Source organism: Lysobacter antibioticus HS124 (assembly GCF_000336385.2).
GTDB lineage: Bacteria > Pseudomonadota > Gammaproteobacteria > Xanthomonadales > Xanthomonadaceae > Lysobacter > Lysobacter firmicutimachus.
This window is the reverse complement of record NZ_HG424457.1, coordinates 1-14,874: the sequence shown is the minus strand read 5'-3', so window position 1 is coordinate 14,874 and position 14,874 is coordinate 1. Positions and strand designations below refer to the sequence as shown.

Here is a 14,874-nt window from a genome sequence, read left to right as displayed (position 1 = left end):
CAAGCGCCGCGGCCGAAGGCGGTACGCTGCACACGCTGGCCTTCCTGGGCGACCGGTCTTCGGACAGTCCGCTGCCGATCGCCGCTGCGGTGGTCGCGGCTCGCGCCACGCCGACAGGGGCGGCGCTTCAAGCCATGTGCAAGCCGCCGTTGACCGCGTAATCCGCGCCGGTGACGAATGCGGCATCGTCCGAGGCCAGCCAGGCGCACAGGCTGGCGACCTCCTCCGGCTTGCCCAGCCGGCGCACCGGCACCGACGCGGCCAGGCGGTCGAGCACGTCGGGCGGGAAGGCGCTGATCGCGGCGCTGGCCACGTAGCCCGGCGAGACCGTGTTGACCGTGACCCCGCGCGCGGCGAACTCCTGCGCCAGGGCGCGGGTGAAGCCGTGCATCGCCGACTTGGCGGTGGCGTAGTTGACCTGGCCGATCTGGCCCTTCTGCGCGCTGACCGAGGCGATGTTGATGATCCGCCCCCAGCCGCGCGCCGACATGCCGTCGATGACCTGCTTGGTGATGTTGAACAGGCTGTGCAGATTGCTGGCCATGACCGCGTTCCAGTCGTCGCGGGTCATCTGCCGGAACAGCACGTCGCGGGTGCCGCCGGCGTTGTTGACCAGCACGTCGATTTCGCCGACCTCGGCCTTGACCTGGGCGAAAGCCTCCACGCTGGAGGTCCAGTCGGCGGCGTTGCCCTCCGAGGCGATGAAGTCGTAGCCCAGCTCGCGTTGTTCGCGCAGCCAGGCGGCCTTGCGCGGCGAACCCGGACCGCAGCCGGCGACCACGGTGTGCCCGTGGTCGGCGAGTTTCTGGCAGATCGCAGTGCCGAGGCTGCCCATGCCGCTGGTGACGTAGGCGATGCGGAGTGTCATGGCGAACGGTTCCTGTGTTGGACGAACGACGGCGAGGTGGGTGTCTGTAGGAGCGGCGTGAGTCGCGACCACCGAAGCGGTGTACGTGAGCGTTGCGGCCGAGGGCGACGCGGATACGGCCGGGATCGGTCTTGGCGCTCTCCGGTTTTGGGGAAGGGGCGCTTTCGATCGCCGCTCCGGCTGTCGCGGCTTACGCCGCTCCTGCAAGACTCAGGTGGCCAGCGGATACAAGGCCAGGGCCAGCGAGGCGAACATCAGCACCAGCGACACCAGCACCGCCCACTTCAGGGTGAAGCGCTGGTGGTCGCCGAAGTCGACGTTGGCCATGCCGACCAGCAGATAGGTCGAGGGCACCAGCGGGCTCAGCAAGTGCACCGGCTGCCCGGCCAGCGAGGCGCGCGCCATTTCCACCGGAGTGATGCCGTAGTGGCCGGCGGCCTCCGACAGGATCGGCAGCACGCCGAAATAGAACGCGTCGTTGGACATGAAGAAGGTGAACGGCATGCTCGCGATCGCGGTGATCACCGCCAGGTACGGGCCCCAGGCATCCGGAATCACCGCCAGGAAGCTGCGCGACATCGCTTCGACCATGCCGGTGTTGGACAGGATGCCGGTGAAGATGCCGGCGGCGAAGATCAGCGACACCACCGCCAGCACGTTGCCGGCGTGGTTGCCGATGCGCCGGCGCTGCTCGGCCAGGTCCGGGTAATTGATCACCAGCGCGATCGCGAAGCCGATCATGAACAACACCGGCAGCGGCAGCACGCCCAGCACCAGCGCGGTCATCAGCGCCACGGTCAGGCCGGCGTTGACCCACAGCAGCTTGGGCCGCTTGGTGTCCTCGCTGTCGGCCAGGGTCGGCAGATTGTCGCTGGCGGTGTCCAGCTCCGGGTTCCAGTCGGCGGCGTGGCCATGCAGGGTGACGATGCCCAGCCGCTTGCGCTCGCGCAGGCCCAGGTACCACGCCAGGGCCAGCACCGACAGCAGCGACACGCCCATCGCCGGCACCAGCGGCACGAACACGTCGCTGGGGTCGACGTGCAGCGCGGTCGCCGCGCGCGCAGTCGGCCCGCCCCACGGGGTCAGGTTCATCACCCCGCCGGCGAGAATGGTCACGCAGGTCAGGTTGAGCGCGTTCATGCGCAGGCGCTGGAACAGCGGCAGCATCGCCGAGACGGTGATCATGTAGGTGGTCGAGCCGTCGCCGTCGAGCGAGATCAGCATCGCCAGCACCGCGGTGCCGACCACGATCTTGAGCGGATCGCCCTTGACCAGCTTGAGGATGCGCTTGACGATCGGATCGAACAGGCCGGCATCGATCATGACCCCGAAGTACAGGATCGCGAACATCAGCATCACGCCGGTCGGAGCGATTTTCTTGATGCCCTCGATCATCATCTCGCCGATCCCGGCGCCGTAGCCGCCGAGCAGGGCGAAGGCGATCGGGATCACGATCAGCGCGACCAGCGGCGACAGCCGCTTGCTCATGATCAGGTACATGAAGGTCAGGACCATGCCGAAGCCGAGCGCGGTCAACATGAGGCGGTTCCTTTTCGAAAACGGAGCTGCGTGCGGGGCGCAGCGTTGCGGATGGCGACAGAACGCTCGCGTCCGGCGTCCGCGGATGCGGTCGGCCCGGCGGCGGCGAAACCCGGCCTGTGATCCACGCGAACGCGCGAATCCAGGGCGGTTCGAGCGCCGGAGTCAGAAGTCGTACTGAAAGCGTCCGGTCAACGCGCGGGTCCGGTCCAGCGTGACGCCCGCCAGCCGATCGCGATTGCGGCTCTCGATCCAGTCGAGCATGAAGCGCAGGTTCGAGCGCAGGTGCCAGTTCACCCCGACGCTGGCCTGTTCCATCGACACGTCGCGGAAGTTCGCGCTGCCGTCGAGGTGCTGCTTGCCGCGGATGGTGTCGTAGCGCAGCGCCACCTGCCAGGCGCCGCTGTCGCGCAACGGCTTGACCCGGGCGAAGCGGCCGCTCTTGCTGTCGTAAGGCATCGACTCGCCGGTCAGGAACCAGCCGACCAGGCCGTAGGCCGAGCGCACTTCGCCGCGTTGCGAGCCATCGTCGAAATCGGCGCTGCCGAGTTCGGACTGCACATACAGCGGCCCCTGCGACAGGCCGAACTCCAGCGAGTACTTATCGACGTCGGTGTCCAGTCCGCGATTGAAACTGACCAGGGTCGCGCGGCTGTTGTCGGACAGATGCCCGGTCGGGCGCGGTGCGATGCGCAGGCCGTTGGCGCCGTCGCGGCCAGGATGATCGTAATACTCGCGCGCCAGCGACAAGCCCAGGTGTAGGGTGCGTTCGTCGTCGCGCAACGGCGTCCAGGTGCCGCGCGCGCCGACGGCACGGCCCTTGACCTTCCAGGCGTCGATGCTTTCCAGACTGTAGACGCTGCCGCCTATGGTGTAGTCCGGGCGCGCGGTGATCCAGGCGGCACCGAGCCGGTACAGCGGCGCGACTGAGCTGGCGAACATCGAGCGCTCCATGAACACGCCGTAGTTCGAACTGATCCGGTCGTCGAGCGTGAAGTACTGCTTGAACTGGCCGACGGTCAGCTTGCCGGCCTTGAAATCGCGGGTGACGTAGACGTCCTTGGCTTCGACGTTGTCGCCGGAGAATTCGTCCTGCAGCCCGGCGAAGTCGCCTTCGATCTTGTAGCCCCAGCCGTAGAACTTGCCCGACAGGTCCAGCCACAGCCGGCGCACTTCGGTGTCGTCGGGGTTGCGCGGGCCGCGCGCATCGTTGTCGAAACTGGCGAAGTCCCAGTGGAGGCGGCCGCCGAATTCGGCAGTGACCGGCCCGTCGGCGACCTCGGCGGCCACCGCGGGCGCGGCGGTCAGGCACAGTGCGACGCACGCGGCGGCGTGGCGGATACACGACATCGATGTTCTCCCGTTGCCCCGTCGCCGGCCCTTTTTTCATGGGATTTCCGGCGACAGGCGCGCATGTCTGCGCTTATAGTTGCTTCAGCCGGGACGGCCAGCCGCAACCCCTCGAACCCAGGCTAGGCGGGCGAAGCTGTCATTGACCTGTCATGCCGGTCCCGGCCGCGCGATCGGGGCGATGAGTCCGATCCGGCTTCACCTGACCGCGGCGCGAGCCGCGACGAGAGCAATCCGTGCGCATCCTGTTGGTCGAGGACAACGCAGACCTGGCCGACGCCATCGTCAGGCGCATGCGCCGCGACGGCCATGCGGTGGACTGGCAGTCCGACGGCATCGCCGCGGCCAGCGTGCTGCGCTATCAGGCCTTCGATCTGATCGTGCTCGACATCGGCCTGCCGCGGCTCAACGGCCTGGGCCTGCTCGCCGGCCTGCGCGAGCGCGGCGACGCTACGCCGGTGCTGATGCTGACCGCGCGCGACGGCATCGAGGACCGGGTCAAGGCGCTCGACGCCGGCGCCGACGACTACCTCAGCAAGCCGTTCGACTTCCGCGAGTTCGAAGCGCGCTGCCGCGCCTTGCTGCGCCGCCACCACGGCCGCGCCGCCGATGCGGTGCAGATCGGCGGCCTGGTGTTCGACGCCGGCGCGCACCGGGTGACCCTCGACGGCGAGGCGATCGACCTGCCCAACCGCGAATTCCGCCTGCTGGAAATCCTGATCGGCCGGCTCGGCCAGGCGGTCGCCAAGGACGAGATCGGCAACGGCCTGTTCGGCTTCGACGACGAGGCCGGGCCGAACGCGATCGAGCTCTACGTCGGTCGCCTGCGCAAGCGCCTGGCGGCCGCGCCGCTGCGCATCGTCACCGTGCGCGGGGTCGGCTACCTGCTCGAAGCGGCCGACGCCGGCGGCAACGCCGATGGCTGAGTCCGCGCCGCGCCGCGATTCGATCCGCCGCACCTTGCTGATCTATCTCGGCGCCTTGTCGTTGATCGGCGCGGTGCTGCTGTTCCTGGCGGCGCGCAGTTACGGCCGCAGCGCCGCCGACCGCTCCTACGATCACTTGCTGGTGGCCTCGGCGCTGTCGATCGCCGACAGCGTGGCGCTGGTCGACGGCCAGTGGCAGGTCGATCTGCCGTACGCCGCGCTCGATCTTCTGGCGATGGCGCCGGAAGACCGCGTGTTCTACCGCGTGGCCGGCGCCGAAGGCGCGACCATCACCGGCTATGCCGACCTGCCTGCGCCGCCGGCGTTGCCGCGCGACGGCCGGCCGCGGCTGTTCGATGCGGTGTATCGCGGCGAGGCCACCCGGTTCGTCGCGGTCTCGCGTTGGGTCGCCGGGCCGGCGACCCAGGGCCAGGCCATCGTCCAGGTCGGCCAGACCCGCCTGGCGCGCGAGGCCTTGGCCGACGACGTGGTGCTGCGCGCGCTGGTCGCGATCGTGGCCTTGTCGCTGGCGGCCTTGGCGCTGGTCTGGATCGGCGTGCATCGCGCGCTGCGGCCGTTGCAGAAACTCGAACGCGACTTGTCGCTGCGCGAGCCCTCCGACCTGAAGCCGGTCGCCGGCGAAGTGCCGCTGGAGCTCGATCAGCTGGTCGGCGCGCTCAACCGCTTCATGGCCCGCTTGTCGGCCAGCAACGAAACCCTGCGCGCGTTCATGGGCGACGCCGCGCACCAGATGCGCACGCCGCTGGCGGCGCTGCGCGCGCAGGCGCAGCTGGCGCTGGACGAGGACGATCCGATCGAGCAGCGCCGCAGCCTGGTCACCATCGAGCGCAACGCCAGCCACATGAGCCGCCTGTTGAACCAGTTGCTCAGCGATGCCAGCGCGATCCACCGCAGCCACTTGCAGCAGTTCGAAACCGTCGACCTGGCCGAAGTGCTGCACCAGGCGCTGTACGAATCGATCCCGCAGGCCGGGCCGCGGCCGGACGTGCGCTTGGCCGCGACCGGCGAGCCGATGCGGGTGCGCGGCGACGCCCTGCTGCTGCGCGAGGCGCTGAAGAACCTGATCGACAACGCGCTCAAGCACGGCCGTCCGCCGCCGGGCCGCGACGCCGGGCCGCTGCAGATCGCCCTGACCGTGGCCGAAGACCCGGCCTGGGCGGTGCTGACCGTCGCCGACCACGGCCCCGGCATCGCCCCGGCCGATGCCGGCAGCGTGTTCGAACGCTTCGCCCGCGGCCGCGACGCCGTCGCCGGCGGCGCCGGCCTGGGACTGGCGATCGTCAAGCGCATCGTCGACAGCCACGGCGGCCGGATCGATCTGAGCAATCGGGTCGGCGGCGGTCTGGTGGTGACCTTGCGGCTGCCGCGGGTGACGACGTGATGCGGGAGAAGCCGATGCAAGGCAAGCAGCGAACGACGGCGCCAACCGACGCACGCGAGGCATCGGCATCGCGCGATGCCGCCGTCGCGCGCGTTCGCGCCCGTTGCCGGCGTCGCCGCCCGGCCCGGCTTCCTATGCGCGGCGTGTTGCTGGTGCTGTGGTCGCTTCTCGCCGCCCTCGTCCAGGCCGCTCCCGGCGATGTCCGCACGTTCAAGGCGCCGCACGCCGTCACCGCCCGCCTGCGCATCCACGGGTCGACCGACATCGAGAACTTCGCCGCGGTGATCGCCGACTACCAGCGGCTGCGTCCCGGCACCGAGATCGAGTACGCCGATCTGGTCGCGCAGGACATCTACCGCCGCCACCTGCAGGCGCGCGCCGGCGCCGACCTGCTGATCAGCAGCGGCATGGACCTGCAGACCAAGCTGGCCAACGATGGCCACGCCCTGGCCCACCGCTCGGCCGCCACCGCCGGTCTGCCGGCCTGGTCGCAATGGCGCCATGAGGCCTTCGGCATCAGCTACGAGCCCGTGGTGATCGTCTACAACAAGCGTTTGCTTTCGCCCGGCAAGGTGCCGCGCACCCGGCGCGAACTGCTGGCCCTGCTGCGCGACCCGGCCGCGGGGCTGGCCGGCAAGGTCGGTACCTACGACGTTTCGCGCAGCAGCGTCGGTTATCTGCTGGCGACCCAGGACCACCAGCTCGGCAGCATGGCCGGCGCCCTGCAGGCCGCGCTCGGCGCCAACCGGGTGCGGCTGGAGGAGCGCACCGGCCCGCTGCTGGACCGGGTCGCGCGCGGCGAGCTGGCCCTGGCCTACAACGTGCTCGGCTCCTACGCCCAGGCCCGGGTCGACGCCGGCGCCCCGCTCGGCATCGTCCTGCCCGAGGACTACACCCTGGTCCTGCTGCGCACCGCGCTGATCCCGCGCGGCGCGCCCAACGCGGGCGAGGCCGGGCGCTTTCTCGATTACCTGCTGTCGCCGCGCGGCCAGGCCTTGCTGGCCCGCCAGGTCGGGCTGCAGCCGATCCGCGCCGCCGACGGCGCGCCGCTGGCCCCGCACGCGCGCGACGGCGCCCGCGTGCGCGCGCTGCGGCCGATCCCGCTCGGCCCCGGCCTGCTGGTCTACCTGGATGCGCTCAAGCGCCGCCAGTTCCTCGAAGCCTGGCGCAGCACGGTCCAGCCCGGGCGCAAGGAGGCCGCCGACGCGCCCTGACCGGGCCGCCCATACGCAGGCGTCGGGCAGCGTTCGCGCCGCCCGCGCCGGCTTCGGCAAAGCGCCCGCGGCGCCTGCCGGGTACAACGCCAAAGTACTAAGGACTCCTCCGACGCGGTCGCGCGAATCCGCCTCGGCGATCCTTTAGACTGCTAGCCCGACCACCTCGCGCCCTCGCCACGGCACTTTTATCTGATGTCCGACAACGATCTGAAAACCGCCGCGCTCGACTACCACCGCCTCAACCCGCCGGGCAAGATCAAGGTCACCGCGACCAAGCCGATGGTGACCCAGCGCGACCTAGCCCTGGCCTACTCGCCGGGCGTGGCCTACGCCTGCGAGGCGATCGTCGAAGACCCGAACACCGCCAGCGAGCTCACCGCCCGCGGCAACCTGGTCGCGGTGATCAGCAACGGCACCGCCGTGCTCGGCCTGGGCGACATCGGCCCGCTGGCCGGCAAGCCGGTGATGGAAGGCAAGGGCGTGCTGTTCCAGAAGTTCGCCGGCATCGACGTGTTCGACATCGAGATCGACGAGCGCGACCCGGACAAGCTGGTCGACATCATCGCCTCGCTGGAGCCGACCTTCGGCGGCATCAACCTGGAAGACATCAAGGCGCCGGAGTGCTTCATCGTCGAGCGCAAGCTGCGCGAGCGGATGAAGATCCCGGTGTTCCACGACGACCAGCACGGCACCGCGATCATCGTCGGCAGCGCGGTGCTCAACGCGCTGGAGATCGTCGGCAAGAAGATCCAGGACGTGAAGCTGGCCACCAGCGGCGCCGGCGCGGCCGGCATCGCCTGCCTGGACATGCTGGTCGCCCTGGGCATGAAGCCGGAGAACATCCTCGCGGTCGACCGCGACGGCGTGCTCTACACCGGCCGCGGCAAGATGGACCCGGACAAGGAGCGCTACGCGCGCGACACCGACAAGCGCACCTTGGCCGACATCGTCGCCGGCGCCGACGTGTTCCTGGGCCTGTCGGCCGGCGGCGTGCTCAAGGCCGAGATGGTCGCGACCATGGCCGACAAGCCGATCATCCTGGCGCTGGCCAATCCCTACCCGGAAATCCTGCCGGAAGACGCCAAGGCCGTGCGTCCGGACTGCATCATCGCCACCGGCCGTTCGGACTACCCGAACCAGGTCAACAACGCACTGTGCTTCCCCTACATCTTCCGCGGCGCGCTCGACGTCGGCGCGACGGTGATCAACGAGGAGATGAAGCTGGCCTGCGTGCGCGCGATCGCTCAGCTGGCGCGGATGGAATCCTCCGACCTCGGCGGCGCTTACGGCGGCGAAGTGCCGACCTTCGGCGCCGAGTACCTGATCCCGCGCCCGTTCGACCCGCGCCTGCTGGTGATGCTGGCCCCGGCCGTGGCCAAGGCGGCGATGGACTCCGGCGTCGCCGCGCGTCCGATCGCCGACATGGACGCGTACGAGGAAAAGCTCAGCCAGTACATCTACCGCACCAGCCTGCTGATGAAGCCGGTGTACGACAAGGCCCGCGCCGACCGCAAGCGCGTGGTCTATGCCGAGGGCGAGGAAGAGACCGTGCTGCGCGCGGTGCAGACGGTGATCGACGAAGAGCTGGCCTATCCGATCCTGATCGGCCGTCCCGACGTCATCGAAACCCGCATCCAGCGCCTGGGCCTGCGCATGCGCGAAGGCGTCGACTTCGAGTTGACCAACATCAACGACGACCCGCGCTTCAACGAATACTGGCAGCAGTACCACGCCCTGACCGAGCGCCGCGGGGTCACCCCGGCCGCGGCCAAGAACCTGCTGCGTTCGCGCCCGACCCTCATCGCGGCCCTCATGGTCGAACGAGGAGAGGCCGATGCGATGATCTCCGGCTTGGTCGGCCGCTTCCACAAGAAGCTGGGCTACATGCGCAGCATCTTCGACTTCGACCCGGGCGTGTCCGGCACCGCGGCGATGACCGGCGTGATCAACGACCAGGGCGCGTGGTTCTTCCTCGATACCCACGTGCAGGTCGACCCGACCGCCGAGCAGATCGCCGAGGCGACCTTGCAGGCGACCTACCGCCTCAAGCTGTTCGGCATCGAGCCCAAGGTCGCGCTGCTGTCGCACTCCAACTACGGCAGCCACGACAACCCGTCGGCGGCGAAGATGCGCAAGGTCCGGCAGATCGTGAAGCAGCGCCAGCCCAAGCTCGAAATCGACGGCGAGATGCAGGCCGACACGGCTTGGGACGATCTGCTGCGCAAGCGCATCTTCCCCAACGCGACCCTGCACGGCCGCGCCAACCTGTTCGTGCTGCCCAACCTCGACGCGGCCAACATCACCTACAACATGGTCCGGGTGATGACCGACGGCGTGGCGATCGGCCCGATCCTGATGGGCCTGGACAAGCCGGCGCACATCCTGACCCCGGCCTCGACCCCGCGCCGCGTGGTCAACATGACCGCGATCGCCGCGGTCGACGCCCAGATCCGCGCCGCGCGCGAAGCCGAGCGCAAGGCCTGATCGGGTTCCGGCGGCGCGGCCAGCCCGCGCCGCCGCAGAAGCAGCGGAATCTCGCGTCCAAGCTGTTTCCTCCTTGAAAAAGGGAGCAGGGGGCTTTGCTCTTGGCGCCATGCTCCGGCGCAGTTTGCGGCCCCGATCGACAACGCCGCGCCTGCGTTTTCTGCGCGTCCCTTGTCGCGGCTCACGCCGCTCCTACAGGTGAACGCGGCCGCTTCAGCGCACGCTATCGAACTGCAAATCCCAATAGCGCCGGGTAAAGAACTCGCGGCCCAAAGCCCGCGCCGCCTCCAACGGCGCCTCCGGCGCATCGACGATCTCGCCACGCTGATTGCCGTAGGCGTGCACCGTGCCGACCAACTGCGAACGCGTATAGCGCGCGTACTCCTGCAACTGCTGGACGATGCCCAGCGCCACGCCCGGATAGATCTCCTCCGACGCCGTCAGCAGCGCGACCTTCTTGCCGGCCACCCCCGCGCGCGTTTGCGCGTAATCCGGATAGCTGCGGGCGAAATAGCAGAACATCCGGTCGAAGAACGCCTTGGCCTGCGCCGACATTCCGTACCAATACACCGGCGTGCACAGCGCCACGCCCTGCGCCAGCAGGAACTCGTCGAAGAACAGCTCGCGATAGCCGTCGTCGATCCGGCAGCGCCCGTCCGCGTCGCGGCACTGGCGGCAATCGCGCAGGAATCCCGTCAAATGGTCGTCGAGGAAGCGCACCACCGCCGGCGTGCCGGCGGCTTGCGCGCCCTCGCGCACGGCGGCGGCCAGGGCGGCGCTGTTGCCGTCGCGGCGAGGGCTGGCGGCGAGGATCAGTAAACGGGGCGGGCTGGCGGTCATTGAGTGGCATCGATAGCGGCGCTAGGCTGGCCGGAGAGGTGAATCTAGATCGCCACCGAATCCGTCCACAAAGGACGAAAATTCGTTATGGCTGAAATCAATTCAGCCAAAGCCGGAGCCGCCGCGTGTTCGCCGACCTGCCCCTGACCGCCCTGCGCAGCTTCGAGTCCGCCGCCCGCCGGCTCAGCTTCAAGGCCGCCGCCGAAGAACTGCACGTCACCCCGACCGCGATCTCGCACCAGGTCCGCCAACTCGAAACCTGGCTCGGCGCCCCCTTGTTCGAACGCCGCGCGCGCGGCGTCGCCCTGACCGGCGAAGGCCGGCGTCTGTTCGACGCCGTGCACGGTGCCTTGCTCGACATCGTCCACCGCGTCGACAGCCTGCGTCCGCAACGCAGCGTCGGCAGCCTGACCGTGACCACCACCGCCTCGTTCGCCGCGCTGTGGCTGATCCCGCGCATCGGCCGCTTCTACCAGCAGCACCCCGAACTGAGCGTGCGCATCGACACCGGCGCGCAGGTGGTCGACCTCAACCTCGACGCCGGCGTCGATGTCGCGATCCGCTACGGCGGTACGCCGCCGCCCGGCCTGGTTCGCCACGGCGGCCTGCGCGAACGCTTCGGCGTCTACGGTGCGCCCGACCGGATCGAACGACTCGCCGCCGACCCGGCCCCGACCCTGATCGGCGTCGCCTGGGGCGATTCGACTCTGTACCCCTGCAGTTGGGCGGCCTGGTGCGAACGGGCCGGCGTCGCCTGGCTGGGGCCGGACACGGTGGTGCGCGACTACGACGAAGAGCACTACGCCATGCACGCCGCCGGCGCCGGCCAGGGCCTGGTGCTGGCGAGCTCGATCGTCGTCGCCGGCAGCGTCGCCCGCGGCCTGCTCGCGCCCGTGCGCCCCGACATCACCGTCCCCGGCGAGACCTACCACGTCCTGACCGTCCCCGGCCGCGAACGCCACCCGCCCGTGCGCGCCTTCCTGCGCTGGCTCGACGCCGAGATGCGCGCGCTTTGATGCCGAGCGGCGTACCGCCCCCTGTAGGAGCGGCGTATCGCCCCTGTAGGAGCGGCGTGAGCCGCGACAACCGAAGCGGTTGACGTCAGCGTCTTATCCAAAACCTCGCACCTGCACACTGCGCTTCGGAACCCCCGCTTCCGAACGCCGCTTCGGCTGTCGCGGCTCACGCCGCTCCTACAAGAAGCCACGTACTAACCGCACCCGCACCCCTGCCCGAAGGATTCCCCCTTTTGAAAAAGGGGGCGGAGGATTTGCTCTTGGCGCCATGCCGCAGTCGCATTCGCAACCCCGACCAACGACGATGTCGCCCGCATTTTCTCCGCGTCCCTTGTCGTGGCTCACGCCGCTCCTACAACCGCGTCACGCCAGTGCCACTTCGCCCGGCAGCCAACGCAGCGCGAATTCGCGCAACAACTTCACCTTCGCCGAACGCCGCAGGTCCGGATGGGTGGCGAACCACAGATCCGTCTGCACCGGCGCCAGCGGCGCCGAGATCCGCCGCACCCACGGCGAGGCATCGGCCAGATAGCACGGCAACAACGCCCGCCCCAAGCCCGCCTCGCACGCCGCCAGCGCCGCCGGCAGGGTATTGACCCGCATCGCGATCCGCTCCTCCGCCACCCGTCCCTGCAACCACTGCGCCGAGGACAGGTGCGCCAGGCTCTCGTCCAGCGCCACCCAATCGCCCTGCACCAACGCCGCCTCGTCCAACAGCTTCGCCCGCGCCGGCAGCGCGGCCTTGGCCGCATACGCCGCGATCGAAATCGCCGCCACCTTGCGCGACGACAAACCCTCCGGCGCCAGCGCGCTGGCGCGCAAGGCCACGTCGGCGTCCTGCTGCTGCAGGCTCAGGAACGCATTGGCGATCACCAGCTCGCAACGCAGCCCCGGCTGCTCGGCGCGGAACGCCGCGCACATCCGCGCCGCCACCGGCGCCAACGTGTCGGGCAGGGTGATCCGGATCCGGCCCTCGGTGCGCGCATCGCGCCCCGACAGCTCGCGCTGCAGGCGCTCGCTCTCGGCCAGCATGCGCTGCGCCCCGGCGATGGTCAGCTCACCGGCGTCGGTGGGCGTGTAACCGCGCCGGCTGCGCCGGAACAGCGCTGCGCCGACCCGCGCCTCGATCGCCGCCAGGCGCCGGAACGCGCTGGAATGGTCCAGCCCCAGCGCCTTGACCGCGCCGGTCAGGCTGCCGTGCGCGCCGATCGCGCGCACCAGTTCCAGGTCGTCCAGGCCCAAGCGTTCGTGTCGCATCTGCAAGCAATCCTTGTCGATTCGCCGTGTTGGCGCCGCCGCGGCGGACGCCGAAAGTAGCGCCATCCCAACGGAGCGCCCTCATGAAACTGTACTTCACCCCCGGCACCTGCTCGTTCGCCCCGCACCTGGCGATCCGCGAACTCGGTCTCGACGTCGAACTGCGCCGGGTGCGCCTCGGCGCCGACCCGGTCGTGGTCGCCGACGGCCGCGACTTCCGCCAGATCAACCCGCTCGGCTACGTGCCGGTGCTGGAACTCGACGACGGACGCATCCTCACCGAGGGCTCGGCGATGCTGCTGCATCTGGCCGACGCCCATCCGGACGGCGGCCTGGCCCCGCCCGCCGGCAGCGCCGAGCGCGACGAACTGCACCGCTGGCTGGTCTTCATCGGCACCGAACTGCACAAGACCTTCAGCCCGTGGCTGTTCCATCCCGAATACGGCGAACAGGCCGCGCAGGTCGCGCGCGAGCGGCTGTTCAAGCGCCTGGCGGTGGTCGAACGCCAACTCGACGGCCGCCCGTACTTGCTCGGCGATCGCTTCGGCATCGCCGACGCCTATCTGTTCACCGTCGTCGACTGGGTGCGGCCGCTGAAGATCGCGCTCGACGACTACCCCCATATCGCCGCCTACCTCGAACGCGTGCGCGCCCGCCCGGCCGTCGCCGAGGCGCTGCGCCGGGAGAAGACCCCATGAACGCCGACGTGTTGCGCCCCGGCACAGCCTGGATCCTGCTGATCGCCGCCGGCCTGATCGACGTGGTCTGGGCGCTGACCATGAAACTGTCCCAGGGCTACACCCGCCTGGGCTGGAGCGTGCTGTCGGTGATCTCGCTGATCGCCTTCGTCTGGCTGCTCGGCCGCGCGTTGACCGCGCTGCCGGTCGGCAGCGCCTACGCCGTGTGGACCGGCATCGGCGCCGCCGGCACCGTGCTGATCGGCTCGGTCCTGTTCGGCGAAGCCCTGACCCCGATGCGCCTGGCCGGCGTCGGCCTGGTCGTCGCCGGCATCGTGGTGCTGCGCAGCGCGTGAGCTGTCCCGCGTGCCGCCCCCTGTAGGAGCGGCGTAAGCCGCGACAACCGAAGCGACGCACGCAAGCGCATCATCCGAAACTCGCCGCAACCGGCGCATCGCCGCTTCGGCTACAGCGCTTTCGACCACCGCTCCGGTTGTCGCGGCTCACGCCGCTCCTACAGAAAGCGGCATTGTCGCGACCACCGGCTGCGGCGAAACCCCACCGCGCGACGTCGCCTATTCCGATCCCGCTTCAACGCCGCAGCGACCACGCTGCCCGCATGGCCTCGATCCCGCCACGCCCACCCGGACATGTCGCGTTGCGTCGCGGCCGCGCATCCGAATCCGGCCGTGTCTATTTCGTCACCTGCGTCACCCGCGACCGCCGCGCGCTGTTCGCAGATCCCATCCTCGCCCACACCATGGCCGAGGCCTTGCTCGACCGCCGCCTCTGGCCGCGCTCGCGCCTGCTCGCCTGGGTGCTGATGCCCGACCACTGGCACGGACTGATCGAACTCGGCGCCTGGGAAACCTTGCCGGACCTGATGTGCCGGCTGAAATCCAACACCCCCCGCCACATCCGCTTCGCATTGCCGCTGGCCGGCTTCGGCCAAAACGCTGTCGACCACCGCTGCGGTTGTCGCGGCTTACGCCGCTCCTACAAAAAACCGTCCCGATCGACGGCGTCCCGCCCCACACTCGCGCCGCCCCACCGCACCGCCTCCTGCAAACCGCAGCCGCTCCCGTCTAACACGACGTACCGCCCCCTGTAGGAGCGGCGTAAGCCGCGACATCCGCAGCGGTGCACGCAAGCGTCCCATCCGAAGCCCGGCCAACCGGAACGAACCTCCCAACACTCCGACTGGACCGGCTTCGGCCAACACGCTGTCAAACACCGCTGCGGTCGTCGCGGCTCACGCCGCTCCTACAAAAAACCGTCCCGATCGACGGCGTCCCGCC

At 69.7% G+C, this 14,874-nt stretch carries 13 protein-coding genes; 8 read left to right on the top strand and 5 right to left on the bottom strand.

Annotated features, from left to right (window positions below; genetic code table 11):
- Positions 1–127: 127 nt before the first annotated feature.
- From phbB to TX83_RS04010, 3 genes are all read right to left on the bottom strand, one after another.
- The gene (gene phbB, locus TX83_RS04020) at positions 128–868 is read right to left on the bottom strand and encodes an acetoacetyl-CoA reductase (protein WP_064746648.1); all 741 of its coding nucleotides are present in this window, start codon (positions 866–868) and stop codon (positions 128–130) included.
- Between the two features lie 210 nt (positions 869–1,078).
- Positions 1,079–2,407 (bottom strand): CitMHS family transporter, encoded by a 1,329-nt coding sequence (locus tag TX83_RS04015; protein ID WP_064746647.1) that lies wholly within the window; start codon positions 2,405–2,407, stop codon positions 1,079–1,081.
- A gap of 165 nt (positions 2,408–2,572) precedes the next feature.
- Positions 2,573–3,757, bottom strand: coding sequence for an OprO/OprP family phosphate-selective porin (locus TX83_RS04010; protein ID WP_064746646.1), 1,185 nt, complete (start codon positions 3,755–3,757; stop codon positions 2,573–2,575).
- 236 nt (positions 3,758–3,993) lie between these two features.
- On the opposite strand from TX83_RS04010, the gene TX83_RS04005 reads away from it, so the two are divergent.
- From TX83_RS04005 to TX83_RS03990, 4 genes are all read left to right on the top strand, one after another.
- Positions 3,994–4,683 carry a response regulator transcription factor gene (locus TX83_RS04005; RefSeq protein ID WP_064746645.1) on the top strand — a complete coding sequence of 230 codons (690 nt, stop codon included), beginning with the start codon at positions 3,994–3,996 and terminating at the stop codon, positions 4,681–4,683.
- The gene (locus tag TX83_RS04000; RefSeq protein ID WP_064746644.1) at positions 4,676–6,085 is read left to right on the top strand and encodes a sensor histidine kinase; all 1,410 of its coding nucleotides are present in this window, start codon (positions 4,676–4,678) and stop codon (positions 6,083–6,085) included. The genes TX83_RS04005 and TX83_RS04000 overlap by 8 nt, the downstream gene beginning before the upstream one ends.
- 146 nt (positions 6,086–6,231) lie before the next feature.
- On the top strand, positions 6,232–7,299 hold the full coding sequence (locus TX83_RS03995; RefSeq protein ID WP_428992540.1) for an ABC transporter substrate-binding protein: 1,068 nt from the start codon (positions 6,232–6,234) through the stop codon (positions 7,297–7,299).
- Between the two features lie 195 nt (positions 7,300–7,494).
- On the top strand, positions 7,495–9,786 hold the full coding sequence (locus TX83_RS03990) for an NADP-dependent malic enzyme (RefSeq protein ID WP_064746642.1): 2,292 nt from the start codon (positions 7,495–7,497) through the stop codon (positions 9,784–9,786).
- Between the two features lie 213 nt (positions 9,787–9,999).
- Here the strand turns inward: TX83_RS03990 and TX83_RS03985 are convergent, their stop codons facing one another.
- Positions 10,000–10,626 (bottom strand): flavodoxin family protein, encoded by a 627-nt coding sequence (locus TX83_RS03985; protein ID WP_064746641.1) that lies wholly within the window; start codon positions 10,624–10,626, stop codon positions 10,000–10,002.
- Between the two features lie 125 nt (positions 10,627–10,751).
- Here TX83_RS03985 and TX83_RS03980 point away from each other — a divergent pair, with 125 nt between their 5' ends.
- Positions 10,752–11,642, top strand: coding sequence for a LysR substrate-binding domain-containing protein (locus TX83_RS03980; protein ID WP_064746640.1), 891 nt, complete (start codon positions 10,752–10,754; stop codon positions 11,640–11,642).
- 363 nt (positions 11,643–12,005) lie between these two features.
- Here TX83_RS03980 and TX83_RS03975 read toward each other — a convergent pair whose 3' ends face one another.
- On the bottom strand, positions 12,006–12,899 hold the full coding sequence (locus TX83_RS03975; RefSeq protein WP_064746639.1) for a LysR family transcriptional regulator: 894 nt from the start codon (positions 12,897–12,899) through the stop codon (positions 12,006–12,008).
- An 83-nt stretch (positions 12,900–12,982) separates the two neighbouring features.
- Between TX83_RS03975 and gstA the strand changes: the two genes are divergently transcribed.
- The 3 genes from gstA to TX83_RS03960 all read left to right on the top strand — a co-directional run bounded on the left by gstA (position 12,983) and on the right by TX83_RS03960 (position 14,687).
- A complete protein-coding gene (gene gstA / locus TX83_RS03970) occupies positions 12,983–13,597 on the top strand; it encodes a glutathione transferase GstA (RefSeq protein ID WP_064746638.1) in 615 nt (204 codons plus the stop codon).
- Positions 13,594–13,932, top strand: coding sequence for a DMT family transporter (locus TX83_RS03965; protein WP_064746637.1), 339 nt, complete (start codon positions 13,594–13,596; stop codon positions 13,930–13,932). The genes gstA and TX83_RS03965 overlap by 4 nt, the downstream gene beginning before the upstream one ends.
- Before the next feature lie 263 nt (positions 13,933–14,195).
- Positions 14,196–14,687, top strand: coding sequence for a transposase (locus TX83_RS03960; RefSeq protein WP_079248032.1), 492 nt, complete (start codon positions 14,196–14,198; stop codon positions 14,685–14,687).
- The last annotated feature ends 187 nt before the right edge of the window (positions 14,688–14,874 follow it).